This is a genomic window from Saccharothrix sp. HUAS TT1 (assembly GCF_040744945.1).
Classification (GTDB): Bacteria; Actinomycetota; Actinomycetes; order Mycobacteriales; family Pseudonocardiaceae; genus Actinosynnema.
Genome location: NZ_CP160453.1, coordinates 2179482 through 2205432, shown reverse-complemented (window position 1 = coordinate 2205432; position 25951 = coordinate 2179482). Strand labels below are relative to the sequence as shown.

General features: G+C 70.8%; 29 protein-coding genes and 2 tRNA genes. 14 read left to right on the top strand and 17 right to left on the bottom strand.

Annotation, left to right across the window (positions count from 1 at the left end):
• Window positions 1–27: 27 nt before the first annotated feature.
• The 7 genes from AB0F89_RS10900 to AB0F89_RS10870 form a co-directional block, all read right to left on the bottom strand.
• Window positions 28–1716, bottom strand: coding sequence for a TIGR03767 family metallophosphoesterase (locus AB0F89_RS10900; RefSeq protein ID WP_367135091.1), 1689 nt, complete (start codon window positions 1714–1716; stop codon window positions 28–30).
• Window positions 1717–1917: 201 nt separating this feature from the next.
• Window positions 1918–2265: a DUF86 domain-containing protein gene (locus tag AB0F89_RS10895; RefSeq protein ID WP_367135089.1), complete on the bottom strand. Its 348-nt coding sequence runs from the start codon at window positions 2263–2265 to the stop codon at window positions 1918–1920.
• Window positions 2255–2563 carry a nucleotidyltransferase family protein gene (locus AB0F89_RS10890; protein ID WP_367135087.1) on the bottom strand — a complete coding sequence of 103 codons (309 nt, stop codon included), beginning with the start codon at window positions 2561–2563 and terminating at the stop codon, window positions 2255–2257. The genes AB0F89_RS10895 and AB0F89_RS10890 overlap by 11 nt, the downstream gene beginning before the upstream one ends.
• A 34-nt stretch (window positions 2564–2597) precedes the next feature.
• Window positions 2598–3404, bottom strand: a complete 807-nt coding sequence (locus tag AB0F89_RS10885; protein ID WP_367135085.1) for an exodeoxyribonuclease III — start codon at window positions 3402–3404, stop codon at window positions 2598–2600.
• Window positions 3405–3413: 9 nt separating this feature from the next.
• Window positions 3414–3632 carry a hypothetical protein gene (locus AB0F89_RS10880; RefSeq protein WP_367135083.1) on the bottom strand — a complete coding sequence of 73 codons (219 nt, stop codon included), beginning with the start codon at window positions 3630–3632 and terminating at the stop codon, window positions 3414–3416.
• Between the two features lie 12 nt (window positions 3633–3644).
• Entirely contained in the window at window positions 3645–3962 is a 318-nt protein-coding gene (locus AB0F89_RS10875; protein ID WP_367135081.1) for an SH3 domain-containing protein, read from the bottom strand.
• Window positions 3963–4127: 165 nt separating this feature from the next.
• The gene (locus AB0F89_RS10870) at window positions 4128–5348 is read right to left on the bottom strand and encodes an NADP-dependent isocitrate dehydrogenase (protein ID WP_367135079.1); all 1221 of its coding nucleotides are present in this window, start codon (window positions 5346–5348) and stop codon (window positions 4128–4130) included.
• 282 nt (window positions 5349–5630) lie between these two features.
• Between AB0F89_RS10870 and AB0F89_RS10865 the strand changes: the two genes are divergently transcribed.
• Together AB0F89_RS10865 and AB0F89_RS10860 are read left to right on the top strand one after the other, a co-directional pair.
• On the top strand, window positions 5631–6437 hold the full coding sequence (locus AB0F89_RS10865) for a metal-dependent hydrolase (RefSeq protein WP_367135077.1): 807 nt from the start codon (window positions 5631–5633) through the stop codon (window positions 6435–6437).
• 142 nt (window positions 6438–6579) lie between these two features.
• Entirely contained in the window at window positions 6580–7059 is a 480-nt protein-coding gene (locus tag AB0F89_RS10860) for a hypothetical protein (RefSeq protein ID WP_367135075.1), read from the top strand.
• On the opposite strand, the gene AB0F89_RS10855 is transcribed toward AB0F89_RS10860, so the two are convergent.
• From AB0F89_RS10855 to AB0F89_RS10845, 3 genes are all read right to left on the bottom strand, one after another.
• Window positions 7056–7313 carry a Prokaryotic metallothionein gene (locus AB0F89_RS10855; RefSeq protein ID WP_367135073.1) on the bottom strand — a complete coding sequence of 86 codons (258 nt, stop codon included), beginning with the start codon at window positions 7311–7313 and terminating at the stop codon, window positions 7056–7058. The genes AB0F89_RS10860 and AB0F89_RS10855 overlap by 4 nt on opposite strands.
• A gap of 65 nt (window positions 7314–7378) precedes the next feature.
• A tRNA-Pro gene (locus tag AB0F89_RS10850) sits at window positions 7379–7452 on the bottom strand.
• A tRNA-Ser gene (locus AB0F89_RS10845) sits at window positions 7453–7526 on the bottom strand.
• A gap of 58 nt (window positions 7527–7584) precedes the next feature.
• Between AB0F89_RS10845 and AB0F89_RS10840 the strand changes: the two genes are divergently transcribed.
• Window positions 7585–8694, top strand: coding sequence for a DnaJ domain-containing protein (locus AB0F89_RS10840; protein WP_367135071.1), 1110 nt, complete (start codon window positions 7585–7587; stop codon window positions 8692–8694).
• A gap of 68 nt (window positions 8695–8762) precedes the next feature.
• Here the strand turns inward: AB0F89_RS10840 and AB0F89_RS10835 are convergent, their stop codons facing one another.
• On the bottom strand, window positions 8763–10115 hold the full coding sequence (locus AB0F89_RS10835; RefSeq protein ID WP_367135069.1) for a glycosyl hydrolase: 1353 nt from the start codon (window positions 10113–10115) through the stop codon (window positions 8763–8765).
• Window positions 10116–10268: 153 nt separating this feature from the next.
• Between AB0F89_RS10835 and AB0F89_RS10830 the strand changes: the two genes are divergently transcribed.
• Window positions 10269–11447, top strand: coding sequence for an LLM class flavin-dependent oxidoreductase (locus AB0F89_RS10830; protein ID WP_367135067.1), 1179 nt, complete (start codon window positions 10269–10271; stop codon window positions 11445–11447).
• Window positions 11448–11577: 130 nt separating this feature from the next.
• Here the strand turns inward: AB0F89_RS10830 and AB0F89_RS10825 are convergent, their stop codons facing one another.
• Complete coding sequence (locus tag AB0F89_RS10825; protein ID WP_367135065.1) at window positions 11578–12435, bottom strand: hypothetical protein; 858 nt, start codon at window positions 12433–12435, stop codon at window positions 11578–11580.
• Between the two features lie 361 nt (window positions 12436–12796).
• On the opposite strand from AB0F89_RS10825, the gene AB0F89_RS10820 reads away from it, so the two are divergent.
• Together AB0F89_RS10820 and AB0F89_RS10815 are read left to right on the top strand one after the other, a co-directional pair.
• Window positions 12797–13372, top strand: a complete 576-nt coding sequence (locus tag AB0F89_RS10820) for an HhH-GPD-type base excision DNA repair protein (protein ID WP_367135063.1) — start codon at window positions 12797–12799, stop codon at window positions 13370–13372.
• Window positions 13373–13381: 9 nt separating this feature from the next.
• On the top strand, window positions 13382–14785 hold the full coding sequence (locus AB0F89_RS10815) for a serine/threonine-protein kinase (RefSeq protein ID WP_367135061.1): 1404 nt from the start codon (window positions 13382–13384) through the stop codon (window positions 14783–14785).
• On the opposite strand, the gene AB0F89_RS10810 is transcribed toward AB0F89_RS10815, so the two are convergent.
• Window positions 14716–15915, bottom strand: a complete 1200-nt coding sequence (locus AB0F89_RS10810; RefSeq protein ID WP_367135059.1) for an MFS transporter — start codon at window positions 15913–15915, stop codon at window positions 14716–14718. The two genes, AB0F89_RS10815 and AB0F89_RS10810, sit on opposite strands and share 70 nt — an antisense overlap.
• A gap of 87 nt (window positions 15916–16002) precedes the next feature.
• Here AB0F89_RS10810 and AB0F89_RS10805 point away from each other — a divergent pair, with 87 nt between their 5' ends.
• The 7 genes from AB0F89_RS10805 to AB0F89_RS10775 all read left to right on the top strand — a co-directional run bounded on the left by AB0F89_RS10805 (window position 16003) and on the right by AB0F89_RS10775 (window position 20269).
• Window positions 16003–16323, top strand: a complete 321-nt coding sequence (locus tag AB0F89_RS10805) for an ArsR/SmtB family transcription factor (RefSeq protein WP_367135057.1) — start codon at window positions 16003–16005, stop codon at window positions 16321–16323.
• Window positions 16320–16715 carry a hypothetical protein gene (locus AB0F89_RS10800; protein ID WP_367135055.1) on the top strand — a complete coding sequence of 132 codons (396 nt, stop codon included), beginning with the start codon at window positions 16320–16322 and terminating at the stop codon, window positions 16713–16715. The genes AB0F89_RS10805 and AB0F89_RS10800 overlap by 4 nt, the downstream gene beginning before the upstream one ends.
• 313 nt (window positions 16716–17028) lie before the next feature.
• Window positions 17029–17730 (top strand): ABC transporter permease, encoded by a 702-nt coding sequence (locus AB0F89_RS10795; protein WP_367135053.1) that lies wholly within the window; start codon window positions 17029–17031, stop codon window positions 17728–17730.
• Window positions 17723–18541, top strand: coding sequence for an ABC transporter permease (locus tag AB0F89_RS10790; protein WP_367135051.1), 819 nt, complete (start codon window positions 17723–17725; stop codon window positions 18539–18541). The genes AB0F89_RS10795 and AB0F89_RS10790 overlap by 8 nt, the downstream gene beginning before the upstream one ends.
• The gene (locus tag AB0F89_RS10785; RefSeq protein WP_367135049.1) at window positions 18538–19494 is read left to right on the top strand and encodes an ATP-binding cassette domain-containing protein; all 957 of its coding nucleotides are present in this window, start codon (window positions 18538–18540) and stop codon (window positions 19492–19494) included. Before AB0F89_RS10790 ends, AB0F89_RS10785 begins: the two co-directional genes overlap by 4 nt.
• Before the next feature lie 49 nt (window positions 19495–19543).
• Window positions 19544–19939, top strand: a complete 396-nt coding sequence (locus AB0F89_RS10780; protein WP_367135048.1) for a bacteriophage spanin2 family protein — start codon at window positions 19544–19546, stop codon at window positions 19937–19939.
• A gap of 105 nt (window positions 19940–20044) precedes the next feature.
• Window positions 20045–20269 carry a DUF1918 domain-containing protein gene (locus AB0F89_RS10775; protein ID WP_367135046.1) on the top strand — a complete coding sequence of 75 codons (225 nt, stop codon included), beginning with the start codon at window positions 20045–20047 and terminating at the stop codon, window positions 20267–20269.
• Between the two features lie 91 nt (window positions 20270–20360).
• On the opposite strand, the gene AB0F89_RS10770 is transcribed toward AB0F89_RS10775, so the two are convergent.
• On the bottom strand, window positions 20361–20681 hold the full coding sequence (locus AB0F89_RS10770) for a TetR-like C-terminal domain-containing protein (protein ID WP_367135044.1): 321 nt from the start codon (window positions 20679–20681) through the stop codon (window positions 20361–20363).
• A gap of 91 nt (window positions 20682–20772) precedes the next feature.
• Here AB0F89_RS10770 and AB0F89_RS10765 point away from each other — a divergent pair, with 91 nt between their 5' ends.
• Window positions 20773–21129 (top strand): hypothetical protein, encoded by a 357-nt coding sequence (locus AB0F89_RS10765; protein ID WP_367135042.1) that lies wholly within the window; start codon window positions 20773–20775, stop codon window positions 21127–21129.
• Window positions 21130–21228: 99 nt separating this feature from the next.
• Here AB0F89_RS10765 and AB0F89_RS10760 read toward each other — a convergent pair whose 3' ends face one another.
• From AB0F89_RS10760 to AB0F89_RS10750, 3 genes are all read right to left on the bottom strand, one after another.
• A complete protein-coding gene (locus AB0F89_RS10760) occupies window positions 21229–22038 on the bottom strand; it encodes an inositol monophosphatase (protein WP_367135040.1) in 810 nt (269 codons plus the stop codon).
• 59 nt (window positions 22039–22097) lie between these two features.
• Entirely contained in the window at window positions 22098–23087 is a 990-nt protein-coding gene (locus AB0F89_RS10755; protein WP_053721608.1) for a malate dehydrogenase, read from the bottom strand.
• Between the two features lie 394 nt (window positions 23088–23481).
• The gene (locus tag AB0F89_RS10750) at window positions 23482–25950 is read right to left on the bottom strand and encodes a glycohydrolase toxin TNT-related protein (protein ID WP_367135038.1); all 2469 of its coding nucleotides are present in this window, start codon (window positions 25948–25950) and stop codon (window positions 23482–23484) included.
• Window position 25951: the final 1 nt, after the last annotated feature.

Sequence of the window (25951 nt, the reverse complement as noted above, 5' to 3'; positions counted from 1 at the left end):
GCCGGAGTGACGTCCGGCACGGCCGCGCTACCGGGTCGGGGCCCTCCCCGCGACGACCAGCTCGGTGTTGCGGTCGGTGACCGCGCCGACCGCGCCCGCGCCCGCGTGCGGGTCGTTGAACGCGAACTCGCGGGCCAGCGAGGCCAGGCCGCGCGGTGTGGTGTCGTCGTAGTCGGCCTGGTAGGGCGCGTCACCCTCGACCAGCGTGGTGAACAGGGACAACGTGCCGTCGCCGTTGTCCGCCAGCTCGATGATCCGGGCGTGCTGCGGGTGGTCGACGTGGGCGGCGGTGTTGATCTCCCAGAACGCCCGGTCGCCGACGCCGTGCGGCACGATCCGGTTCTCGTGGGTGTGGCCGTTGACCCAGGCCACCACGTTCGGGAACCGGCCGAGGAGGGAGACCAGCGCGTCGCCGTCCAGGCGGGGGTCGAGCGGGCGGCGGCGGTCCGGCAGGACGTTGCCCATGGTCCAGCTGGTGTGGTGGCTGAACAGGATGAACAGCTCGTCGGTGACGTCCTGGCGGTGCCGGAAGCCGAGCACGTCGTAGTAGCGCGAGCTGCCGCGCTTGAGGGTGCGCTCCAGCCAGAGGTACTGGTGCAGGCCGATCGAGCCGTCGGCGAAGCCCGCGGTGGTCGTGGTGTCGAGGCTGATGCCGGTGACGCCGGGCGCGATCGGGAAGGTGTAGAAGACGTCGACGCCGTCGGCGTTGTCCGGCGTGAAGCCGTGGCCGTGCGGGCCGGGGCCGGTGTGCCGCGGGTCGAGGTGCGCCTGGACGAACTCGGCGGTGGTGAACGGCCGGCGGCGGGGGTCCGGCGTGACGGTGCGGACCAGCCCGCCCTCGGCCACGACGGCCGCCGCGTCGAGGAGGTGCGCCGGGTCGGTCATGGCCCTGGCCAGCCGCCGGGTCCGGTCGTCGGAGAAGCCCATGATCTTGCGGTTCGAGGTGTACAGGCCGTCGATCAGCGGGATGCCGTCGGGCAGGGAGCCGACCACGCTGTCGTCGTGGTTGCCGAACGTGCAGTACCAGGGGACGCGGAGGCCGGGGCTGTCGAACGGGCGGATCGCGGCGTCGAGCAGGCCGGGGACGAGCGGGAAGCCCTTGGCCTTGTAGTCGTCGAGGAGGGTGGAGTGCGGGTTCCAGTAGGCCGTGACGCCGGAGTCCTGCACGCCCTCGTACCGGGTGGGGTCGCCGGTGTTGGCGGTGATCCGGCCGCCGTTGAGGGTGGTGAGGAACCAGTCCAGCTCGACCAGCTCGTGGTTGTCGGTGTTGTCGCCCGTGGTCATCATGAAGTCGATCGGGCGACCGGTGAACGGCCCGGCCCCGATGCCGTTGATCTTGCGCACCAGGGCTGCCGACGTGTGCTGGGCGAGCGTTTCGTGGGGGCGGAAGGCGCCGGAGCCCAGCAGCGGGTGGGTGTACTCGAACCGGGCGGGGCTCTGGGTGTCGATCATGTGCATGTCGGTGAACTGCACGAAGCAGGCCAACGACGTCCGCCGGTCCGCCCGGCCGGGGCTCGGCGCGACCAGGTCCGGCCGCACGACCAGCGGCCACCCCGGCCCGGCCTGGAGCCGTCGGTACCCGGTGCCGCCGACGGCCGTCGCGGCGGCGTCGAGCGTCGTCCCGGTGGTCGCCGCCCAGGCGGGCCCACCCCACAGCAGCACCGCCCCCGCCGCACCCGTCGCCTGGAAGAAACGCCGCCGGCTGATCCCGCCCATCGACCACTCCCCGTGTTCGGTTTGGTGAAAAGTTCTCACGAACCGGGGAGGAGGTCACGAACTCACGGTGAAGTGCGGCCGAACGAGCGAAGTCGATCGTCGTGTTGATCGGTTCCGGGACCGGACAACGGGCCCTCGATCGAGCCGACTCAGTCCTCCGGCCAGTCGTAGCTGACCGTCATCGGCGCGTTGTCGGATCGATCACCCATCCACCTCGTCCAGCAGCCGGCGGAGCGCCTGATCCAACGCGGGCACCTTGTCCACGAGCGTTTGCCAGACCAAAGCGTCGTCAACCGAGGCGTACCCGTGGATCAGGATGTTGCGGAACGCGACTATCCGGTTGACGTCCGGGATGGCCGACGCGAGATCGGCATCGGCCTTGCGCAGCTGGTTCAGGGCTTCACCGATGATCTCGAACTGTCGCTCGACCGCCGACCTCAGCATGGCGTCCGCCTCGTAGTCCGCGAACGACTTGCCGGCGCTGAACCGGCTCAACAGGTCAACGGCCTGTAGCGCGTCCCAGAGGTACGCGCGAGGGTCAGGCCGCATACAGCTGTTCCTTGGTCTCCATCACTCGCTGCCGGAAGTACGGGTTGCGGATGCTGGAACCGCTCACGAGATCGACCGGCCGACCGAAGATCCGCTCCAGCCCTTCCTTCAGGGCGAAGTAGCTGCCGAAGTAGTCGAAGCCCGGACCGGCGTCGAACTCCACGAGGACGTCGACGTCGCTGGACACCACGTCGAACGAGTCACCGACAGCGGACCCGAACACGTCGAGGCGGCGAACGCTCAGCACGCGGCACAGGTCTTCGACCTCGGGCCGCTTGGCCGCGATGATCTCGTGCACAGGCGCCACCTCCTGGCCACGATTGTGCCTGATCTCAGGTCCTCGGCCAGTCGTAACCCACCGTCACCGGCGCGTGGTCGGACCAGCGCTCGCCGTACGCGGCGGCCCGCTCGACCACCGCCGACCGCGCCGTCGCCGCCAGGCCCCGCGTCGCCACCTGGTAGTCGATCCGCCAGCCGGAGTCGTTGTCGAACGCCTTGCCGCGGTACGACCACCACGTGTACGGCCCCGCCACGTCCGGGTGCAGGGAGCGCACCACGTCGACGTACCGGGCCTCGTCGAACACCCGCCCCAGCCACGCCCGCTCCTCCGGCAGGAAGCCGGACGACTTCTGGTTCGCCTTCCACGACTTCAGGTCCTCGGCCCGGTGCGCGATGTTCCAGTCGCCGCACACCAGCACCTCGCGCCCGCCGGCGGCGGCCTTGTCGCGCAGTTCCACCAGGTACGGCAGGAACCCGGCCATGAACCGGTCCTTCTCGTCCTGCCTCGGCGTGCCGACGTCACCGCTCGGCAGGTACAGCGACGCCACCACCACGTCGGCCAGCTCGACCTCGACGTACCGCCCCGAGTGCTCGAACTCCGCCACCCCGAACCCGACCCGGACGGCCCGCGGCGCCTCGCGGGTCAGCACCGCGACGCCGTTGCGGCCCTTGACCTCGGAGTGCGCGTGCGCCACGTGCCAGCCCTCCGGCGCGCGCACCTCGTCCGACAGCTGCCCCGGCTCGGCCCGCACCTCCTGCAGGCAGACCACGTCGGCGGGCGTCGCGGCCAGCCACTCCAGGTAGCCCTTCTTCGCCGCCGCGCGCAGCCCGTTGACGTTGATCGTGGAGACAGTCAGCACCCGGGCAGCCTATCCGCGCTCGGCGACCGCCCAGCCGTGCGGGTAATCGGCGCCGCAGCCCGTGCACGACGCGCGCAGCCCCAGCATCAGCACCAGCGGGCTGCTGCCCTCCGGCGACGGCACGCCGGCCACCTGGCTCCCGTCGACCTCCGCCCGCAGGCCCGGCCACTCGGGCTCGCACGCGCACGTGACCACGTCACGGCGCGACCACCGCCACTTGAAGAACATCCGCCAATCACATCACGAGCACCCGCTGTCCGAGGTCGGTGTCACGAACTCGTCCTTCACCCACCGCCCGTCGGACAGCAGCCGGAACCCGTTCTCGACCCTCGCCTCGGCCCGCACCACCGCGTCCCGCGGCATGGTGGCCACGATCGGCTGGGTGTCGGCGGGCCCGGAGCGGACGTTGAGGACGTCGGCGATCACCGTCACCCGGCACTGCTCGGCGGCGACCTCCTCCACGCCGAGTCTCCTGCCCTCGTTGGCGACGTACATCAACCCCGCCGCCGCGAGCACACCGACGACGACCATCCCGCGCACCGGAATCCCGAACACCACGCCCTCCCGACACCTCTTCCGAAGTGCAGATATAGCGCGCCGGGCGGGGTCGTGCGGCGGTCGGCGGCACAATCCACCCCACCGGGGAACCGGACGGGTGAGGCCGCTGCGGAACGCGACAGGGGACCGCCCGAGAGCGGTCCCCTGGTCACGAACGGGCAGGCGTCAGCCGGCCATCCGCTTCTGCAGGTTCTCGTCCAGCGTGCCGAGGAAGTCCTCGGTGGTCAGCCACTCCTGGTCCTTGCCGACCAGCATGGCCAGGTCCTTGGTCATCCGACCGCTCTCGACGGTCTCCACGATGACCTGCTCCAGCGTCTCCGCGAAGCCGGTGACCTCCGGCGTGCCGTCCAGCTTGCCCCGGTGCTTCAGGCCACCGGTCCACGCGAAGATCGACGCGATCGGGTTGGTGGACGTCGGCTTGCCGGCCTGGTGCTGCCGGTAGTGCCGGGTGACGGTGCCGTGCGCGGCCTCGGCCTCGACGGTCCTGCCGTCCGGCGTCATCAGCACCGACGTCATCAGGCCGAGCGAGCCGAAGCCCTGCGCGACCGTGTCGGACTGCACGTCGCCGTCGTAGTTCTTGCACGCCCAGACGTAGCCGCCCTCCCACTTCATCGCGGCGGCCACCATGTCGTCGATCAGGCGGTGCTCGTAGGTGAGGCCCGCCGCGTCGAACTGCGCCTTGAACTCCTCCTCGAACACCTTCTGGAAGATGTCCTTGAAGGCGCCGTCGTACGCCTTGAGGATGGTGTTCTTGGTCGACATGTACACCGGGTAGTCGCGCTGCAACCCGTACGAGAACGAGGCGCGCGCGAAGTCCTCGATGGACTTGTTGAAGTTGTACATGCCCATGGCCACGCCGCCGTCGGCGCCGTAGTTGGCCACCACGTGCTGGATCGGCTCGGAGCCGTCCTCGGGCGTGAACGTGATCGTCAGCTCGCCCGCGCCGGGGACCTTGAAGTTGGTCGCCTTGTACTGGTCGCCGTGGGCGTGGCGGCCGATGATGATCGGCTTGGTCCAGCCCGGCACCAGCCGGGGGATGTTCGAGATGATGATCGGCTCGCGGAACACCACGCCGCCGAGGATGTTGCGGATCGTGCCGTTCGGCGAGACCCACATCTTCTTCAGGCCGAACTCCTCGACCCGCGCCTCGTCCGGCGTGATCGTGGCGCACTTGACGCCGACGCCGTGCTTCTTGATGGCGTGCGCGGCGTCGATCGTGACCTGGTCGTCGGTGCTGTCCCGGTACTCGATCCCCAGGTCGTAGTACTCGAGGTCGACGTCCAGGTACGGGTGGATCAGCTTGTCCTTGATGAACTGCCAGATGATCCGGGTCATCTCGTCGCCGTCGAGCTCGACGACGGTCCCCTGAACCTTGATCTTGCCCATACTCAGGGCGCTCCTCTCGCGACAATGCAAGCAAGACAAGCGTACTGCTATGTCGGGTTGCTTGCGTCCACCTCGGCGGAAAAAGGGAACGGCGTCACACCTCGCGGACGCCGCGCGACGGGGTGGCACGGGTGTTCTCCGACCCAATACAACCAGCCGGGCCGCCGGACCGCCGCACGGGGACGGCCGACCGCGACACTCGAACACGCGTTCGCGATTGACGGCGCGACGCCCGCCGACACCGCTAACCTCGCACCCGTACGAGTGATCAAGGGGGCAGCGTTGTCGACGGGTCCGACCCACGCCATGAGCGGTCTGCTGGCCTGGGCCGCGGTGACCGCGCTCGCGGAGAACCACCCCATCGGCCAGCTCACGCCGCAGAGCTGGGCGGTCGGCGCGGTGCTCGCCACCGGCGCCGCGCTGCTGCCCGACCTCGACCACCCCTCGTCCACCATCTCGCGGACGTTCGGGCCGGTCAGCGCGGGCGCGTCGGCCCTGATCAACACGATCAGCTCGTTCGTCTACCGCACCACCCGCACCCGCAAGGACTCCAATCGCGACGGCGGGCACCGGGGCCTGACCCACACGCTGGCGTTCGCGCTGGCCGCCGCCGTCGGCACGACCGCCGTGGTGCAGCAGTCGCAGAAGTGGGCGCTGCCCGTGCTGATGTTCGTGTTCGCGGGCCTGGCCGTGCGCGGGATCATGAACGACTGGTGCCCGCAGAAGGACGCCCTGCTCATCACGGGCGTGTCGGCGGCCATCACGGTCGCCTGCGTGGCCTGGACCGCGCAGACGCCCGCCAGCGCGGCGGCGTGCGGGGTGGCCGTCGGCATCGGCTGCGTGGCCCACTACCTGGGCGACGCGATCACCGAGCAGGGCTGCCCGATCCTGTGGCCGGTCCCGCTGATGGGCAAGACGTGGTACCCGGTCGCGCCGCCGAAGATCATGCGGATGAAGACCGGCGGCCGGGTCGAGATGGCGATCGTCGGCCCGCTGATCACGATCCTGAGCGTCTGGCTGTCCGCCGCCGCGCTCCAGCGGGCGGGCGCGCTGCCGTTCCTCGAAACTTTCGACCTGCTCCCCATCTGATTTTCAGATACCGGCCATTCGGCGGCTACCACTGCATCACCCGATCGGACTAGCCTCCACGAAATCCCCGTCCCGCGCAGACCCGCGTCGAGGAGGACTTCGTGCCCCACCCCACGCACGACAACGTTGTCGAGGCCGCCGGATGACCACCTGGCTCGGCGTGAACGCCGGTCATGAGGACCCGGCCGCCGCCGACGCGACCGCGTTGTCGCTGCACGAGTCGCTGCTGTTCCACGCGCAGCTCGTGTGCGTGCACGACGTCGAGGGGCGGCACGCGATGTCGTTCCGGCTCACCGACGGCCCGTCCGGGAACACCCTGTCGACGCTGATCGAGCGCGGCTACGGCGTGGCCGTGCACAACGGCTCGCTGCAACGCCTCGCCGGCCCCGAAGCACTCGCCCGCGGCGCGCTGCGGGCCGTGCTGGCGCACCGCGACCGGCGGGAGGGCCGGGCGCTGCGGTTCCCCGGCCAGCGCACGCTGCGCGGGCGCTACGGGGTGTCGGACATCATCGCGTTCAGCGCGATCGAGGAGGTCCTGCCGCACGGCACCAAGAGCGTGGACGCGCGCGGCGACCTGCAGCCGGCGTTCGCCAACGGCCGGCTGGTGCTGCTGGTCCGCTAACCGGGGTGCGCGCCCACGGTGTCCTTGATCTGCTCGCCGAGGCTGTCCGCGCTGCGCGCGCAGTGGGCGCAGCAGAAGAACCGGCCCCGCACCTCGACGCCGTGGCCCAGGATGCGGCAGTCGCAGTGCTCGCAGCGCGGCGCCAACCGCTGGATCGCGCACTCGAAGCTGTCGAACGTGTGCACGCCGCCGCCGACCGTGCGCACCTCGAAGGCCATCCAGTAGTCGTTGCCGCAGACGTCGCAAGTCGCCATGGCGGAAGCGTGCGCCGGTGGGCGCACCCCGGCAACTCGGGTCACCCACCCCCGTGACACCCCTGCGGACCAGGCCGGACTCGAACCGGCGTCCTCCCTCCCGTGGGGAGGGCGCGTCAACCACTGCGCTACATGGTCCCGAGCCGGGCCGGATTCGAACCGGCGTCCTCCCCCTGAGCAAGAGGGCGCGACAACCACTGCGCTACCGGGCTCCTGCCCCAACACTAACCATGACCACCGGCCCGGAGACAGGGCCGCTAAGGTCTGCCGCGTGCGCGGGGTCGACTACTACGAACTCCTCGGGGTCGGTCGCAACGCGTCCGAGGCGGAGATCAAGTCCGCTTACCGCTCCCTGGCGAAGGTCATGCACCCGGACGCGGGCGGGTCCTCCGGCACGTTCCGGATGCTGCAAGAGGCATATGACACCCTGCGGGATCCCGCACGCCGACGTGACTACGACCGCGGCTGGTCGTTCACCCGGCCGGGCTCGCGGCCGTCGTCGCCGACCCGACCGCCGCGCTCCGGCCGGACCGGTCGGCTGCGCAACTTCGGCGACGACCCCGACTTCGTGCCGCCGAAACCCGCGGTGGACCTCGGCGGGCTCGCTTGGTGGCACCTGGTCGACGTGGCGCAGCGGGTCCGGTACGCGCCGACCGCCGGTCCGGGCCACGCGCCCGCGCTGGCCGCCGTGTGCGGCTGGTTCTTCCTGCTGCTGCCGGTCGTGGTGATCGACTTCTCGCCGCTGGCGCTCGGCGTCTGGCTGGTCCTGGTGGCCGCCGCGGCGGCGGTCGCGTTCCGGTTGGCGCGGCGCTACCTGGCGGCGGTCCGGGCCGACCGGGCGTTCACGCTGGACCACGACACGTCGGTGGTGCACGGGACCACCGACGACCGGGTCTGCGAACAGCTCACCGCCGACCTGCTCAGCCGGTACCTGACCCGGTTGCCCGGCGCGCGGATCTTCCACGGCCTGGCCTGGCCGGGCTCGGTGTTCGCCGACGTCGACCACGCCGTGCTGTGCGGGCGGCGGCTGGTGCTGATCGAGTCGAAGTCCTGGCTGCCCGGCCACTACGAGGCCGAGGACGACGGCACGGTGTGGCGCAACGGCCACCCGTTCCGGGGCGGCGGGATGCGGATGCCGCGCAGCCTCGCGGTGTACCGCAAGCTGCTGCCGTGGCTGGAGATCCGGACCGCGCTGCTGGTGTACCCGAGCCGCGCGGGCGGGGTGACCACCGAGGAACCGGCGGACGCCATCGTGCCGCCGATGACGCCCGCCCAGTTCGTCGAGGAGATCGGCGACTGGCTGGCCGAGGACCCGGCCACGGTGGACCGGGAGGCGCTGCGGCTGCTGATCGGCCAGGTCGTGCCGATCGTCCGGCAGTGACCGCCGGCAGCCGTGCAGCAGCCGTTCCGCTCAGCAGCCGCCGGCAGCCGTGCAGCAGCCGCCGTGCGTCAGTAGACGCCCACCTCCCACAGCGAGTAGCCGTACGGGGTGGCCCGCTGGAACGCGTACAGCTTCACGTAGCGCGCGCTCGTGTTCAGGGTGATCTCGTCGGTGCCGCCGTCGGCCGCGTAGTCCGCGTGCACGGTCGTCCACGTCGTGCCGTCGTCGGACACCTGGAGCTGGTACTGCCGGGCATGTGCGGCCTCCCAGTCGAGCCGCACGCGGCGGACCGGTCGGACCGCGCCGAGGTCCACCCACAGCGAGTGCTGGTCGGTGAACGCGCTGCTCCAGCGGGTGGCGGGGTTGCCGTCGAACGCGTGGGAAGCCGGGTGGCTCGCGCTCTCGGTGGCGCTGGACCAGGACGGGCGGTTGAGCGCGAGGTTGCCGCCGCCACCGGTCAGCTGCCCCTGGTTGACCGCGCGCGGCGACGAGTAGGTGGCGCGGACGGCGCTGTCCGGGTTGAGCTGCTTGTCGTCGAAGAACTCCGGCCACGCCATGAAGTACGACCAGTCGGGCTGGGACGCCAGCTCGGCGGGTGACGGCACCCGGCCGACCTCGGCCAACGCCAGCGGCTTGCCCGGGGCCAGCGCCTTCAGGGTGTCGTAGTAGGTGGCGGAGGGCCAGAAGCTGTTCCAGGCGTCCAGCGACACGACGTCCGCGTAGGCCGGGCCCGGGTAGTAGGCCGCGATGCCCGCCGGGTCGAGGTCCTTGACGTTCCAGACCCACGCCATGCCGGTCAGGCCGCGGGTCCGGACCAGGTGGTCGTGGGTCAGCTGGTAGAGCAGGCGGCTGCCGGTCGCGCCGGGCCGGCCGCCCCACCACGACCAGCCGTCGTTCATCTCGTGCAGCGGGCGGAACAGCGGCTGCACGCCGGCGTCGAGGAGCTGGCGCAGGAACGGCACGACCTCGTCCAGCCGGGCCTTCCAGGCGTTGTTCAGGGCGGTGCCGCTGGTGACGAGCTGGGACCACTGGGCGTCGGTGAGGTCGTCGTTGACACCCGCGTCCCAGCCGCAGGCGGTCGGTCGGGTCGGCGGGCAGACGTGCCAGGTCAGCGTGACGAGCGAGCCGTTGCGCCACTCGGTCTTGGCCTGGTCGACCATGGTCTGGCGGTGGTTCACGTCGTCCTGCGCGAAGAGGAAGTCACCGCCCCAGAGGCCCGGGTAGGCGCCGGTGATGGCGTGGACCTTGGCGGTGTGGCGGGCGGGGTCGGAGTTGGGTTCTTTGTTGTGCATGCCGGTCACCGTGCGGGTGCCGGTCACGCGCTTGAGGTAGTCGACGACGGGAACGGGCGGTGCTGCGGCTTGTGCCGGTGGCGCGAGCGTCACCAGCAGGAGGGCTACCAGCGTCATCGTTGTGCGCACTGCGTCCTGCCTCTCGAAAGGTGGCGGCCTTCGGAGTGCGGCGGCGGGTGGCTGGACGGTAGCGATTAACCGGTTAAGCAGTCAACCGAATGGCTCCTGCTCAGCGGACCGCCGGGGAGCTACGTTCTGCGGACCACGGGAGGAGCGGGGCGCATGAAGATCGACGTTTTCAACGAGGTCCAGGACCCGCGGCCGTGGCAGGAGGGGCACCAGAACGCGCGCATCCGGGAGACGTTGGAGCAGGCCAGGCTGGCCGACGAGCTCGGCTACGGCTGCTGGTGGCAGGTCGAGCACCACGGCGCCGACGAGTTCAGCCTGTCGTCCGCGCCGGAGCTGATGCTGGCCGCGATCTCGCAGCAGACGTCCCGCATCCGCCTCGGCCACGCCGCCGTGCTCGCGCCCGCCAAGTTCAACCACCCGATCAGGGCAGCCGAACGCGCCGCCATGCTCGACCAGCTCAGCGGCGGCAGGCTGGAGTTCGGCCTGACCAGGTCGACCGCGCCGGAGTGGCGGCTGTTCGGCGTCGACCCGGTGGAAGCGCGCAGGCAGACCCAGCAGGCGTTCGAGATGATCCCGCGGATGTGGACCTCGGAGCGCTTCTCGCACTCCAGCGAGGACTTCGAGGTCCACGACGTGCCGATCGTCCCCAAACCACTGCAACAACCCCACCCGCCGCTCTGGCAGGCCGCCGCCACGCCGCCGTCGTTCGAGGAGGCGGGCCGGCGCGGCGTCGGGGTGCTCGGGACGACCATCTGGGAGTCCATCGAACGGGTGCGGCGGATGGTCGCGCTCTACCGCGCCGCCGCCGACGCGTGCACGTCCCCGGTCGGCTCGTACGTCAACAACCAGGTCGCGTTCTTCACGTTCGTGCACTGCGCGGAGACCGACGAGCAGGCCGTCCGCAACGGCGCCGTGGCCGCGGCGGCCTGGTACACGGTCAAGGCGCTGACCTTCTTCGAGGCCGCGGACGCGTTCGTGGACAACGTGCGACGGCAGGAGGCGCTGCTGAACGCGCCGGACGGCGGCGGTCTGACCGGCGACTTCCTGCGGGCGGAAGCAGCGGGGTTCACCGGCCCGAACCGCGCCCAGGTCGTCATCGGACGGGTGCTCCAGGGTGACGACGTGGACCCGGAAGAGATCTTCGAGGCGCTGAACGAGCAGGACTCGCTGATCGTCGGCAGCCCCGAGACGTGCCGGAAGAAGTTGCGCGCCTACGCGGACCTCGGCATCGACCGCCTGATGGCGTTCCACCAGGTCGGCAGCCTGAAGCACGAGGACGTCATGCGCAGCCTCCACCTGATCGGCAACCTGATCCCGGAGTTCGACGCCTGAGGCGGCCATTAACCAGTGCAATAACCCCCTCGGGAACATCTGCTTGAACAATTCACCGGAGTATGCGAAAATCCCAATGGGCATGGCGGTGCATCACTAGCTATATGCACCGCCATGCCTGTTGCACCGGCTAGATCGGCTGAGGGAACTGGTCGTTCGTCAGCACACCGATCGGCAACTTGATGAGCTTGCTCTCATTGCCCTTCCGGTAGTGGTTCCACCCGGTGACCACGAGGTACACCTGCTGCCACTCAGCGGTTTTCGACCGCCCCGAGCGCTCGGCTCGCAGCAATGCCTCACGCAATGCGTAGACGGGTTGCAGCTTCTTCAACCCCTCACCGGTGGAGAGCTGGACGAGGAACCTCTCCGCATCCTCCAGGTCCACTCCGCGCAGCAGCCAGGCGAGGAACGCCGACCTGGCCGCCGTGGTCAGGGTGATGCGCATGAACTCCATGTCGGGCAGCCACGCGAACTCCACCGCGTCGATGATCTCCGGGTGCTCGTCCAACACGGCCTTGGTGTCGACCGGGGTGAACTTGAACCCGCTGAGCTGCATGTACTTGTGGTTCTTCCAGGCGTACACCCGCCGCGCGACAGCAGCCACGGTCACGCTGTGCTCGACCTGGTTCTCGATCGTCAGCAGGTCCGCGATGCTCCTCCCGCGGCCGTAGTCGATCGTCGCCATGGCCTCGTCGGGCACGTTGTAAGCGATCAACATCTCGACCGGCCGGCCGAACTCGCACACCGCGGTGAGGCGGTGCTGCCCGTCGATCAACTGCCGATTGGCGTTGTACTTGATCGCCACCCCGTTGTCGTGCCGCCATTGACCGTCCGCCATGGCGCGGACATAGCTCGCGACGGTCGCCTTGGACACGTTCCGGTTGTTCGGCCTCCTGTTCTGCAGGTCGTGGAGCGCCCGCTCCGGTGTCACCAACTCAGTCGAGAAAACCACTTTATCCTGCTGATGAGGCCAAGTCAGGCCCGTCATTGCCACTCCCTGAACGAGGGACCGGCGGGGAGACAACGCTAGCTATTCGCAGCTCTCCGCCGGCCGTCCATCGGACACCGGGCGTCGACACGCCCGGTCAGCGACGATCTTCGCCGAACAGCGGCAATGAGCACAAGTCGGATAAACGCCCTCCGACAACCCGCCACAGGAGTCACCACCTGCGGTTTCCCTCTCGGGTGTATTAACCCGGCACCGCGACCGCACTCCGCAAGTTCACTCGTTTGCCACAACTGCGGATATATATCCGCAATACTGCGGATCGTTCACGTGCCACATTATTCCAGCTGCGATCGGGACGCTCCCCGCCCCGGTCGACACCGCGGGGTGCGAGGATGACCCCATGCCGAAGAAGCTGCGCCTGACCGGTGACCCGGCCGCCGACAAGCTGCTCAGCGAAGACCCCTTCGCGCTGCTCACCGGGCTGCTGCTGGACCAGCAGTTCCCGATGGAGCACGCGTTCGCCGGACCGCGGAAGATCGCCGACCGGATGGACGGGTTCAGCATCACGAAGATCGCCGAGACCGACGTGGACGAGTTCGTGGAGCTGTGCGTCCAACCACCGGCCATCCACCGCTACGGCGGCTCGATGGCACGCCGGGTCCACGCCCTCGCGTCGCACGTCATCGAGCACTACAAGGGCAAGACGGCGAACATCTGGAAGGCGGGCAAGCCGGACGGCAAGGAGGTGCTGCGCCGGGTGAAGGCGCTGCCCGGCTTCGGCGACCAGAAGGCCCGCATCTTCGTCGCCCTGCTGGGCAAGCAGCTCGGCGTCACGCCGGACGGGTGGCGCGAGGCGGCCGGCGCCTACGGCGAGGAGGGTTCCCGCCGTTCCATCGCCGACGTCACCAGCCCCGAGTCGTTGGCCGAGGTCCGCGCGTTCAAGAAGGCGGCGAAGGCGGCCGCCGCCGGCGGTTAGAGTCCCGGCGTGCAACTGCCGGGACTCGTCGACCTCACGCCGCTGGGCCAGGGCGGCTTCGCCACGGTCTACCGCGCCCGCCAGGTCCAGCTGAACCGCGAGGTCGCGGTGAAGATCGACGACCGCGTGCTGCGCACCGAACGCGACCGGCGGCGGTTCCTGCGCGAGGCGCACGCCGCCGCACGGCTGTCCGGGCACCCGCACGTCGTCTCCGTGCACGACGCGAACTTCACCCCGCAGGGCACGCCCTACCTGGTCATGGAGCTGTGCACGGGCGGCTCGCTGGCGGACGTCGCCCGCCGGGACGGCCCGCTACCCGCGGAACGCGTGCGGCAGCTCGGCGTGCAACTCGCGGACGCGCTGGCCGCCGCCCACGCGGAAGGCGTGCTGCACCGCGACATCAAGCCCGGCAACATCCTGCTCGACCGCTACGGCACGGTGAAGCTCGCCGACTTCGGACTCGCGGCACTGCTGGACGCCGAGGGTTCGAGCACGGTCACACGCGACGCCCTGAGCCCCAGCTACGCGCCGCCCGAGGCGTTCGCCATGGCCGCGCCCACCCCCGCCGCGGACGTCTACGCCCTGGCCGCGACCCTCTACGACCTGCTGGCCGGCAAACCACCGCGCCCGGTGCCCTGGCCGATCGAGTCCTTCGACCACCTGGGCGAGGTGCTGCGCTCCCCCGTGCCGCAGGTCCCCGGCGTCCCCCAGAACCTGCACGACGTGCTGGTGCGAGCGCTGGAACCGGACGCCGCGAAGCGAACCCCCAGCGCCGCCCGGCTGCGCGACGAGCTGAGCCAGGCCGCCACCGCCGAGCCACCGTGGCCGGGCTCCCGGTTCTCCGGCCCGCCACCCGGCTCCGCCTACGTCCGCCCCCCGACCAGGAAACCGTGGCCGCTCGTCATCGGCGCCGCCGTGCTGGCCACGATCGTCGCCATCGGCACGTGGTGGTGGGCGTCGAGGTCGACGGACACCACCCGGCCAGGCGCCCAGTCCACTGCCGCTACCACCACCAGCACGCCCCTCCCCCCGCCCGACATGGCGGCGTGCGCGACCGGCTACTGCGTCGCCGAACCGACCTGCTACCGCGGCATCGTCGCGAGCGGCGGTCAAGCGGCGACCGCCCGCAGGGTCGGCAACTGCTCCGAGGACCACTACTGGGAGGCGTTCGCGGGCGGCTGGCTGTCCGGTCCCGTCCCGGAGGTCGACAACGACGAACTGGTCAAGGCCCCCGAGGTCGCCGACGTCTGCACCGCCGACGTCATGAAGGCCAACACCCGGCCGACCGTGGACACGTCGGACTGGCGCTTCACCGCCGTCGGCTTCACCGATGGCGAGCTCGCCTACTTCCACTGCCTGGCCGCCCCCGCCGAGGGCGGCGAGACCACTACCAGCGCCTTCGGCGGCTCCTGAGGCTTCAGGGCGAAGACCAGGACCACCAACGCCACCAACGCGAGCAGCGCCGCGATGGGCGCCAGCGGCAGCAGGCCCACCCAGCTGATCACCACGCCACCGACCACACCGGACAGCCCGACGCCCAGGTAGATCGCGGACGCGTTCAACGACAGCAGCAGCCCGCTGTTCGCCGGCGCCAGCTCGATCAGCCAGCTCTGGATCGGCGGGTTGGCCGACCACGTCAACGCGCCCCAGACGAACAGCGCGACGGCGGCGGACACCGGTGTCGTCATCGTCAACGGCAACGTCGCCAGCACTGCGGTGAACCCGCTGAACACCACGACGAGCAGCTTGCGCGTGTCGAAGCGGTCCGCGAGGCGCCCGGCCGCCCAGTTCCCGACCACCGAGCCGACCCCGTAGGCCATGAGCAGCGCACCGATCGCCGCACCGCCCACCCCCGCCGTCTCGGTCAGCAGCGGCGCGATGTAGTTGAAGACGCTGAAGACGGCCAGGCACGCGAGCACCGTCAACCCGAGCACCATCAACACCCGCCGATCGGCCGCCGGGGCGAACCGGTCCCGCAACCCGACCACCGGCGGCGCGTCGACACGCGGCAACCAGACCCGAACGGCCACCGCCGCCAGCGCGGAGACCACGGCGATCAACGCGAACACGCCCTGGTAACCGAGGGGCCCGCCCAGCAGGTTGCCCACCGGCACACCGAAGACCAGCGAGAGCGTGAGCCCGCCGAACACCAGGGCCACGGCGCGCCCTCGGCGTTCCGGCGGGCTGAGCACCGTCGCCACCAACGTCGCCCCGGGCGTGTAGACGGCCGCGCCAAGCGCGCTGACAACCCGTGCCACCAGCAACAACGGGTAATTCGGCGCAACGGCCGCGAGCAGGTTGCCGAGCGCCGAGACACCCAGCGCGGTGACCAGCAACTTGCGGCGCTCCCACCGCCCGGTGAGCACGGACAGAAGAGGCGATGACAACGCGTAAGCGACGGCGAACGCCGTCAGCAACTGCCCGGCCGTGGCGTGCGAGACGTGCAGCTCCTCGCTCACCGCCGGCAGCACACCGGAGACGATGTACCCGCTCGTGCCGATGGCGAACGCGCCGGCGGCGAGCAGGTAAGTGCGGGCGGACATGAACGCTCCCCCAGGAGTGGACAGTGTTTCGACGTGCACCGTACTACGAAAGTCATCGAAGTACGATCAGTATCGTAGTATGTCCGCATGAGCGCCACGCCCACCACCACGCTCGCCCACCCGGAACCGGACGAGATCCGGATAGCGACCGTCCTGCACGCCCTCGCCGACCCGGTGCGGCTCCAGATCGTGCGTGCGCTGGCGCAACACCAACAGGGCCTCTCGTGCGGCGTCCTGGACCTCGGCGTCACGGCCTCGACCCTGACCCACCACGTCCGAACCCTGCGCGAAGCCGGCATCGTCCACGTGCGCCCCCAGGGCACCTCCCGCATCAGCACCCTGCGCCGAGCGGACCTGGACGCCCTCTTCCCCGGCCTGCTGGACGGAATCCTGGCGGCCCGCCGGTGAGCGACGCGAACGACTGGGAGTGGGTCCGCGTCCTCGCACAAGGCCGCGTCTACGACGACAACCGCCCCACCACCAACCGCCTCGCCTGGGCCGCCATCGCCCTGGCCGCCTCCCACGGCGGAGAGCGCAACGGCATCCGCCGAACCAGGGCCCTGGCCGACCGCTTCGCCCTGAAAGCCCGCCTGATCCGCTCCCTGGGCCCCTGGACGACCGACCCGGACAACCTCGTCACAGAAGTCCTGGCCGAAACCGAAATCCCCACCAGGCACCAAAAACTGGTCGCACAAGCCATCCAACCAGTCATCCACCACATCAAGAACGACGACCTGCGCCACCAAGCCACCCACTGGCTGACCACCCGAACCCCACCACCAACAACTCCCACCCACTAACCACATCCCCACCACATCGGACCCGCCGCCAACCCGCAGAGGTTCGATTTGACATGGCTTTGGCCTGCATAGGGCACCCGTAAGGGCCCCATGTCAAATCGAACCGGACTTGAGCGTTGAACTCGCGGTACGGGAGTGTTCGACTCGCGGTACTGGAACGTTCGACTCGCGGTACTGGAACGTTCGACTCGCGGAACCTGAGGAAAATCGGTTGCGGGAGTTCCTAGGGTGAACAGACGTGCGCGCCTACGCCCGTCTAGCGCTGGCCGGATTCCGCAGATACTCCACCTACCGACAGGCGATGGTCGCCGGAATGGCGACGAACGTCGCGTTCGGCCTGCTCAGGATGGCCATCCTGCTCGCAGCCGTGACGCAGGGCCCCATCGCCGGCTACGACCTCGCCGCCACCGCCACCTACGTCTGGCTGGGCCAGGGCCTGATGGCCGTCGTCGTCCTCTGGGGCGACAAGGCGCTGGCCGACCGCGTCCGCAACGGCGACGTGGTGGTCGACCTCTACCGCCCCTGGCACCTCCAACTGGCGATGCTCGCCGAAGACCTCGGCCGGGCCGGTTACGCCGTCCTAGTCCGGCTCGCGCCGCCGGTCGTCTTCGGCGCGCTGTTCTTCCCCTTCCGCTGGCCCTCACCCGCCACCGCCCTCACCTTCGCGGTGAGCGTGGTGCTCGCGGTGGCGATCAGCTTCGGCCTCAGGTTCCTGCTCAACGCCAGCACCTTCTGGCTCCTCGACAACCGCGGCGTCAACGCGCTGTACACGACGCTCACCTGGCTGCTGTGCGGCTTGACCGTGCCGCTCGCGTTCTTCCCGGAGTGGGCGCTCCCGGTCCTGTGGTCCCTGCCGTTCGCGGGCATGCTGCAGGCGCCGATCGACGTCTTCCTGGAACGCGGTTCGCCGTGGCCGTTCCTCGCCGGTCAGGCGTTCTGGGCGGTCGCGCTGCTGGCCGCGGGCCACTTCGTGCTGAACCGGGCCGTGCGCAAGGTGGTGGTGCAGGGTGGCTGATCGAGCGCCGGCCTCGACAACCCGCGTCTACGCCAAGCTCGTCGGCGCCCGCCTGCGCGGCCAGCTGTCCTACCGCGCCTCGTTCCTCCTCCAGTGCCTGGCCCAGGCGGTCAACCAGCTGGGCGAGCTGACGATCATCCTGGTGCTGTTCAACCGGGTGACCGCGCTCGGCGGGTTCTCGGTGCACGAGGTCGTGCTGATGTACGCGATAGCGGGCACGGCGTTCGGCTTCGCGGACCTGGTGGCGGGCCAGCTGGACGAGCTGCCGACCTACATCCGCACCGGCACGTTCGACGTCCTGCTCCTGCGCCCCCTGGGCACGCTGGCCCAGATGATGGCCTCGGACCTGCACCTCAGGAAGCTCGGCCGGATCGTCGCGGGGCTCGCCGCGCTCGCCTACGCCCTGGTCGCCAACGACATCGCGTGGTCCCCGCTCGTGGTGGCGCTGGTCGTGGTCACGCCGATCAGCGGCGCGGTGATCTTCTCGTCGGTCTGGGTCGCGGCGAACGCCCTGTGCTTCTGGGTCGTGGACGGCCAGGAGCTGGCCAACACGGTCACCTACGGCAGCAACGCGTTCACCTCCTACCCCGCCACCGTCTACGGCCCGTGGTTGCGACGGTTCTTCGCGTTCGTCATCCCGGGCGCGTTCGTCGCCTACTACCCGGCCCTGGCCCTGCTCGACCGCCCGGACCCGCTGGGCGGCCCGGCGCTGCTGGGCTGGCTCTCACCGCTGGTCGCCGTCGCCACGGCGGTGGTCGCCGGCCTCGTCTGGCGCACCGCCGTCCGCCACTACCGAGGGACTGGATCATGATCGAGGTGCGCGACCTGCGCCGCGAGTTCACGCTCACCACCAAGGTCGGCCGCTTCAAGCGGGAGAAGCGCGTGGTCCGCGCGGTCGACGCGGTCAGCTTCGACGTCGCGGCGGGCGAGGCCGTGGGCTACGTCGGCCCCAACGGGGCGGGCAAGTCGACCACCATCAAGATGCTCACCGGCATCCTCGTGCCGACGTCCGGGCACGTCCGGGTGAACGGCGTCGACCCGTCGCGGGCGAGGCGCGAGCTGGCCCGGCGGATCGGCGTGGTGTTCGGGCAGCGCAGCCAGCTCTGGTGGGACCTGCCGCTGCGGGACAGCTTCGACCTGCTCCGCGCCATCTACCGGGTGCCGGGGGCCGACTACGGGACCCGACTGCGGGAGTGCGTCGACCTGCTCGACCTCGGCCCGTTCCTGGACCGGCCGGTCCGCCAGCTCTCGCTCGGGCAGCGGATGCGCGGCGAGGTCACCGCGGCGCTGCTGCACGGCCCCGAGCTGCTGGTGCTGGACGAGCCGACGATCGGCCTGGACCTGGAGTCGAAGGAGCGGCTGCGCGAGTTCCTGGCCGAGCTGAACAGCCGGCGCGGCACGACGTTGCTGCTCACCACGCACGACCTGGACGACATCGAACGGCTCTGCCCGCGGCTGGTGGTGATCGACCGCGGCACGGTGCTCGCCGACGGGCCGCTGGAGGAGCTGCGGGCCGAGGTCGCGCCGGAACGCGTCCTCGTGGTGGACCTGGAGGAGCCGGCCACCGGGCTGGGCGGGCTGCCCGGCGTCACGTCGGCGCGCGAGGAGCTGAACGGGTTGCGGCACCACCTGACGTTCCGCCGCGCCGACACGACGGCGGCGGCGTTGATCTCCGCGGTCGCCGGCCGGGCCGCGGTGCACGACCTCGTGGTCGTGGAACCGGAAATCGACGACGTGGTGCGGCGCTTGTACGCGCGTCGGTAGAGTCGGACGAAACGGTCACCCAAGAGTCACCTAAGAACGGGAGCACCCCATGCGCGCAGGTCGTCCGGTCGCCACCATCCTGTTGGCGCTGGGACTCATCGGGGCCGTGTCCGGCTGCGAGGCCGTGCAGCAGGCCGGGGACGCCGCCAACCAGGTGAGCGACGCCGCCGACAAGGCGACGCTGTGCATCGAGGCGATCAAGCTCGCGGGCTTCACGCCGGACGCCACCGACCCGCAGAAGGCGCTGGAGGAGACCCAGCAGAAGGCGCAGGAGCTGAACGACCTCGCCGCCAAGGCGGGCGACGCCACGGTCAAGGACGCCATCACCGGCGTGTCCGACACCATGAGCAAGGTGACGCTGGAAGACCTGAACCCGGCCAACATCGCGACTTGGACGCAGGAGAAGCTGGACCGGGCGGCGAAGCTGTCGACGGCCTGCTCCTGAGGCTCGTCGGGGTCCGGGCTCGCAACACCTGCGGTCGAGCGGAAGTGCCAGGCTGTCGGTACCTTCGGTACAGCCCTACGCTGTGACGCACCGGAGGTGTTGCAGATGCACGCGACAGCAGGCGACCGGTTGCACATCCACAGCCGCGCGGTGGGCCTCGACGAGACGATCGGCGAGATCCTCGAGGTGCGCGGCTCGGAAGGTGCGCCCCCGTACCTGGTCCGCTTCTCCGACGGGCACGAGGGGCTGGTCTACCCCGGCCCCGACAGCCTGGTCGAGCCGCGGACCCCTGAATCACCGAGGATCAAGGACTCGACCTCGGCGCGGTAGATCAGCGCCGGGTCGATTCCCATCGGCCCGAACCGACCGGAGACTTCCAGGCTGAGCACGCCGTGCAGCCTGGTGAAGCCGCGCATGCCGGTCAGCAGCACGGCGGGGGACTTCCCCCCTCGCCGCGCGATTCCGCCCACACCAGGAGCCGGTCGTCCAATGTGGACGGTCCGAGCCCGGGTGTGCCGGATGTCGGCAGCACGCTCAGGAAAGCGCTCATAGTGCGGTGCGCGGCCATGATCGTGTCCTCCGGCGCGTGGTAGCCGGGTAGCGGCGAGCCGAGCAGCAGGTACCGGTGCGGCTGCCCGATGGCCCACGACCTGAACGCCTCCACGAACGCACGCACCCGGTCGGGTGGTTCCGCGCCCTTCGACGCGCCGACGGCGGTCGTGCCGGGAGCGGGTCGGGGCATCGGCCGGGAGAGCACCCGGCAGCTGGTGGCCGAGGGGCGGGAGGTCCGGGCCGTCACACGTTCGGGTGGAGTTCCGGAGGGTGCGCAGGACGTGCGCGGCGACCTCGTGGACCGGGCCTCGACGCTCCGGGCGGTCGAGGGCGCGTCGGTGGTCCACCTGGCGGCGAACGTGAAGATCGTCTTCGCGGACGACCTGTATGCGTACGGGCCGGTGTCGGGACCCCTGCGGGAGGACACGCCGGAACGGCCGGCAGGGGCGAAGGAGAAGCTGCGGAGCGCACTGGGCAAACGTTTGCCGCCGGGCCGCCGGGCCGCCGGGCCGCCGGGCCGCCGGGCCGCCGGGCCGCCGGGCCGCCGGGCCGCCGGGCCGCCGGGCCGCCGGGCCGGTGGCCATCGGCCGGTCGTCGGACTACTACGGGCCGGGTGGCACCGCGTCGCTGCCCGGTGAGCTGCTGATCAAGCCGATGGCCGCCGGGAAGGCGAGCACTTACGAGGTGAACGATGGGTGAGCTGCGGGTGGGTTACCGAGGGTGAGTGAAACGGTCAGTCAGCCCAGGATGGTGGCGATCAGGTCGTCGGCCAGGGCGGGGGTCGCGGCGGCGACGCCGGACCAGCGGCGGGACAGGTCGAGGTCGAAGGTCAGCGGGCGGCCGTGCAGGTCGAGCAGCACCCCGCCGGCGGCCGGGACGGTGACCAGGGCGGCGATCAGGTCCATCAGGCGGTGGGTGTCGGAGCCCGGGTCGGCGAACGCGTCCACGGAGCCCTCGGCGACCAGCACCGTTTCCAGGCACGTGGTGGAGAGGATGCGAATCCGGTCGGCCTGGTTCGCCACCCGCGACCAGGCTTCCTCGGTGCCGCGCTTCGGCCGCATCATGCACATGGAGGCGCCCTTGAGGGTGGTGCGGCCGGACGTGCGGAACGGCGTGGGCCTGCCCGCGTGAGCCGACCACGCGCGGCCGGTGTCGAACCAGACGGTCAGGGCTTCGACCGGCTGGTCGTCGATCACCAGGGCGCCGGCGAAGCAGGAGAGCGGAACGCCCATGGCGGCGTTCGCGGACCCGTCCACCGGGTCGATGACGAGGGTGGCGGCGGAGCCGTTGTCGAGGAACCCGGCTTCCTCGGACAGCAGGTTCGCGCCCGCTCCGGCGGCGGCTTCGGCGATCGCGGCCTCCACGATCGCGTCGACCCGCATGGTGGGCGTGCCGTCGGCGCCGTCGGCGACCTCCTCGCGCAGCTGGACGCGGGTGAAGTCGCGGCGCGCCTGGGCGAACGCGCGGGAGGCGGCGGTCGCGGTGGCCGCGAGGGCCGGGTGCACGTCGGCGGGCAGGTCTGGGGTGGGCACGGGCCAGGTGTTCATGCGCCCAACATGCCACGGGGAGGACCACCGGCGGCGGCCCTCCCCGTGGTCGTGGTGCTCTAGATCAGGCCGAGCGCCTTGACCGCGTCGCGCTCCTCGACCAGCTCCGCCACGGAAGCGTCGATGCGGGCGCGGGAGAAGTCGTCGATCTCCAGGCCCTGCACGATCGAGTACTTGCCGTCGGTGACGGTCACCGGGAAGGACGAGATCAGGCCCTCCGGCACGCCGTAGGAGCCGTCGGACGGGATCGCCATCGAGACCCAGTCGCCCTCGGCGGTGCCGTTCACCCAGTCGTGGACGTGGTCGATCGCCGCGTTCGCCGCCGACGCCGCCGAGGACGCGCCGCGCGCCTCGATGATCGCCGCGCCGCGCTTGGCGACGGTCGGGATGAACTCGTTCTCCAGCCACGCCTGGTCGTTCACGGCCTCGGCCGCGACCTGGCCGTTGACCTCGGCGTGGAACAGGTCCGGGTACTGGGTGGCCGAGTGGTTGCCCCAGATCGTCAGCTTCTTGATGTCGGTGACCGACACCCCGAGCTTCTTGGCCAGCTGCGACAGCGCCCGGTTGTGGTCGAGGCGGGTCATCGCGGTGAACCGCTCGGCGGGCACGTCGGGCGCGTGCTGCTGGGCGATCAGGGCGTTGGTGTTGGCCGGGTTGCCGACGACCAGCACGCGCACGTCGTCCGCCGCGCCCGCGTTGATCGCCTCGCCCTGCGGCTTGAAGATGCCGCCGTTGGCCTCCAGCAGGTCGCCGCGCTCCATGCCCTTCGTGCGCGGGCGGGCGCCGACCAGCAGCGCCACGTTGACGCCGTCGAAGGCGGTCTTGGCGTCGTCGGTGATGTCGATGCCGGACAGCAGCGGGAACGCGCAGTCGTCCAGCTCCATCGCGGTGCCCTCGGCGGCCTTGACGGCCTGCGGGATCTCCAGCAGGCGCAGGCGGACCGGGACGTCGGGGCCCAGGAGGTGGCCGGAGGCGATGCGGAACAGCAGTGCGTAGCCGATCTGGCCGGCCGCACCGGTGACGGTGACGTTCACGGGCGTGCGGGTCATGTGCCTTCCCGAATGTTGTGGCTTCAGTCCTCGGGCACGACCACTAGGCAGGCTGACGACCTGTCAGCGGCGGTCTCTACTCCGGGACCGCGCACCGGGCGGGGTTACCCGGTAGGTCGGAGGTTACCAACTGGGGAACGGCGGGACGGGGGATGAGGGTGTGACAGTGGACATCATCAGGGGTCGGGGAGAGTCCGGTTCGATTTGACATGGGGCCCTTACGGGCACCCTGTGCAGGCCAAAGCCGGCAGGCCCGGCGGGGAAGAGCGTCCCGCCAGGCCTGCCGGCTTCGACCAGCCTATGGCACCCGAACCCATGTCAAATCGAACCTCTGCGGGGGCGTTGCGGGTCCGATGTGGTGGGGGTTGGTGGGGGTGAGGGTTGTGGGGGTGGGTTAGTGGGTTGGGGGGTCCTGGTTGGCGACTTCGACGAGGACGCCGTCGGCGATCATGTCGTCGATCGTCTTCGGCATCAGGTAGGCGGTGCCGCCGCCTGGTTGTTCGAACCACGGGACGGCGACGCCGGTCAGGACCTCGATCGGGCGGCGCAGGCGGTAGACGTGGTAGTTGCGGTTGATCCAGGACGGCACGAGGGAGCGTTGCGGGAAGGGGGTGCCCGCCGCGTAGACGAGGTTGCCCTCGCCCTCGCCGAAGCGGTCGACCTCCATGCCGGCGGGCAGCTCGACCATCTTCTTGTGCCGGAAGAGGGTCAGCGGTGGTTCGCCGTTCATCGGGTTGATCGGCCACGTCCGCTGGGGCTTCGGCTCCTGGGTGGACGTGGTGGTGCCGGCCGGTTGAGCGGCGGCCGGGGTGGGTGGTTGCTCCACCGGGGGGCGTGGTGGTGGGGCGGGGCGGCGGGGTTCCTCGCGGAAGCCGTTGTTCATCGGGGGGCGAGGGCGCTGCGGTGGTGGCGGCGGTGGCATGGGGGCCGGGCGGGGGACGCGGCGGTTGGTCAGGACCAGCTTGCCGGTCAGGTACGCGGCGGCGTCTTCGAGGCGGTCGAAGCGGACCGGGTTGGTCGGGCCGTGGTCGTACCACGACACCTCCCAGTCCGGGCCCTCGGTGCGGAGCAGCCAGGTGCGGTCGGCGGGCTCGCCGCCGAAGCGGTAGGCGGCGGGTGGCACGTCGAGGTCGTCCAGGGCGCGGCGGACGGTGGCCAGTTCGCGTTCCTCGTCCGGCGTCACCTGGCGCGGTTCGACCGGTGGCGGGGTCAGGGTCGGCGGTGGTGGCGGCGGCGGGGTCACGTCGTCGAACGGCTGCACCGCCTCGGCGAACTGGGTGGCCTGGTCGGCGAAGGGGGGTGGGACCTGTTCGGCGAACTGGGTCGGTTGGTCCGCGAACGGCGGGGGGACCTGGGTCGGCTGGTCGGCGAACGGGGGTGGGACCTGCTCGGCGAACTGGGTCGGCTGGTCCGGGGCCGGTGAGGGCTGGTGCTCCTCGGGCTCTTCCGGGTGGGTGTCCTCGGCCTCGGTGAAGTGGTCCTCGTCGAAGGCCGTGTCGTCATCGTCGTCGTGCTCGGGGGTGTACAGGTCCGCCTGGTCGACCTCGAACGCGGCGGTGACCTCGGCCTCGTCGGCCTGGCGGTCCGGTTCGGGCTCGGTGGTCGGTTCCTCGGCGGGCCGGGGTTCGGGTTCCTCGGGGACGGCCTCGACCTCGCCGGTCTCCTGGGCGGGCGCGGGGTCCGGTTCCTCGTCGGTGAACGGGTTCCAGGTCTGGGTGTCGTTCAGCTCCCGCTCGTACGCCGCCGGCGCGAAGAGGTCCATGCCCTCCACGTAGGACTCGCGGCGGTACCGGTCGTCGATCACCGGGCCGTCCTCGTCGAAGCGGACGCGGTAGGGCGGGCCCTCCGAGGCGTACTCGATGACTTCCGGCTTCAGGTCGGAGAGGTTCGCGGTCTCCTCGACGTCCGCCGGGGCGGCCGGCTCGTCCGGCCGGTGGGGCTGGTCATCGGCCTGCGGCGCGGGGAGGGGGGCGGCGATGGTCTCGGCGGCCGGCGGTTCGGGCAGCGGGTCGGCGGCGGGGAGTTCGGTGCCCTGGGGCGCGGCCGGCGCGCCGAGGTTGGCGGCGGCGGCGACGCGGGCCTCCTCGGTCACCTCGGGCAGCACGAAGTCCTGGGCCTTGGCCCGTTCGACCAGCTCGGGCTCGGGCGGCACGCCGTAGGCGCGCAGGTAGTAGCCGACGGCGGCGGGCCAGATCCAGTGGCCGTCGGTCTGGAAGGCGACCGGGACGACCGAGGGCGCGTCGGGGTTCAGCACGTCGGCGTCGAAGCCGCGCCCGATCACGGCGACGGGAGCGCGGTCCAAGTAGAGCAGCAGCAGGTCGCGGTCGGTGTCGGGGACCGGTGGGCGGTTCACCGAGGGGCGGCCGTTGGGCCCGGCGCCGTCGAACACCCGGGCCGTGCGGAACGCCCGCGCCGGCTGGGGCTGGTCCGCGGGCGGCTGGAGGCGGCGGCGCAGCCAGTCCGGCACGTTCTCGTCCGTGCGCGGGAAGAACCGCATCTCGTCCAGGTACGCCTGCGGCGGCGGCGGGGTGGTCCAGGTCGGCTCGGCGCGGTCGAAGTCCAGGTTGTAGCTGGACGGGTGGTCCAGCTGGTAGCGGGCGTTGGACCAGCTGCCCCGGCCGTCCCGGTACATGCCCGCGCGCAACCGCGAGAACAGGCCGGCCACCTCCTGGGGCGGTGACCAGGCCCGCATGGCGCCGTCTGCCGTGCGCACCTCGGCGGCCAGCTCGAAGTACCGGCCGGTCGCGCGGTACTCCGCGGTCACGTGCCGCCACTCCTCCGGCGCGGCCCGCATCAGCGTCAGGCCGATCTGCTTGACCAGCGCATCCTGCTCGGTCGGGTTCAGCGGCTTCAGCTCGGACACG

Coding starts and splice junctions, on each gene's coding strand:
- AB0F89_RS10770 (WP_367135044.1), bottom strand. CDS start 20,681: ATGCCCCGACCCGCTCCCGGCACGACCGCCGTCGGCGCGTCGAAGGGC.
- AB0F89_RS10870 (WP_367135079.1), bottom strand. CDS start 5,348: ATGGGCAAGATCAAGGTTCAGGGGACCGTCGTCGAGCTCGACGGCGAC.
- AB0F89_RS10760 (WP_367135040.1), bottom strand. CDS start 22,038: ATGAACACCTGGCCCGTGCCCACCCCAGACCTGCCCGCCGACGTGCAC.
- AB0F89_RS10895 (WP_367135089.1), bottom strand. CDS start 2,265: ATGCGGCCTGACCCTCGCGCGTACCTCTGGGACGCGCTACAGGCCGTT.
- AB0F89_RS10830 (WP_367135067.1), top strand. CDS start 10,269: ATGAAGATCGACGTTTTCAACGAGGTCCAGGACCCGCGGCCGTGGCAG.
- AB0F89_RS10880 (WP_367135083.1), bottom strand. CDS start 3,632: ATGTTCTTCAAGTGGCGGTGGTCGCGCCGTGACGTGGTCACGTGCGCG.
- AB0F89_RS10860 (WP_367135075.1), top strand. CDS start 6,580: ATGACCACCTGGCTCGGCGTGAACGCCGGTCATGAGGACCCGGCCGCC.
- AB0F89_RS10900 (WP_367135091.1), bottom strand. CDS start 1,716: ATGGGCGGGATCAGCCGGCGGCGTTTCTTCCAGGCGACGGGTGCGGCG.
- AB0F89_RS10755 (WP_053721608.1), bottom strand. CDS start 23,087: ATGACCCGCACGCCCGTGAACGTCACCGTCACCGGTGCGGCCGGCCAG.
- AB0F89_RS10785 (WP_367135049.1), top strand. CDS start 18,538: ATGATCGAGGTGCGCGACCTGCGCCGCGAGTTCACGCTCACCACCAAG.
- AB0F89_RS10810 (WP_367135059.1), bottom strand. CDS start 15,915: ATGTCCGCCCGCACTTACCTGCTCGCCGCCGGCGCGTTCGCCATCGGC.
- AB0F89_RS10825 (WP_367135065.1), bottom strand. CDS start 12,435: ATGACGGGCCTGACTTGGCCTCATCAGCAGGATAAAGTGGTTTTCTCG.
- AB0F89_RS10855 (WP_367135073.1), bottom strand. CDS start 7,313: ATGGCGACTTGCGACGTCTGCGGCAACGACTACTGGATGGCCTTCGAG.
- AB0F89_RS10775 (WP_367135046.1), top strand. CDS start 20,045: ATGCACGCGACAGCAGGCGACCGGTTGCACATCCACAGCCGCGCGGTG.
- AB0F89_RS10805 (WP_367135057.1), top strand. CDS start 16,003: ATGAGCGCCACGCCCACCACCACGCTCGCCCACCCGGAACCGGACGAG.
- AB0F89_RS10795 (WP_367135053.1), top strand. CDS start 17,029: ATGGCGACGAACGTCGCGTTCGGCCTGCTCAGGATGGCCATCCTGCTC.
- AB0F89_RS10780 (WP_367135048.1), top strand. CDS start 19,544: ATGCGCGCAGGTCGTCCGGTCGCCACCATCCTGTTGGCGCTGGGACTC.
- AB0F89_RS10820 (WP_367135063.1), top strand. CDS start 12,797: ATGCCGAAGAAGCTGCGCCTGACCGGTGACCCGGCCGCCGACAAGCTG.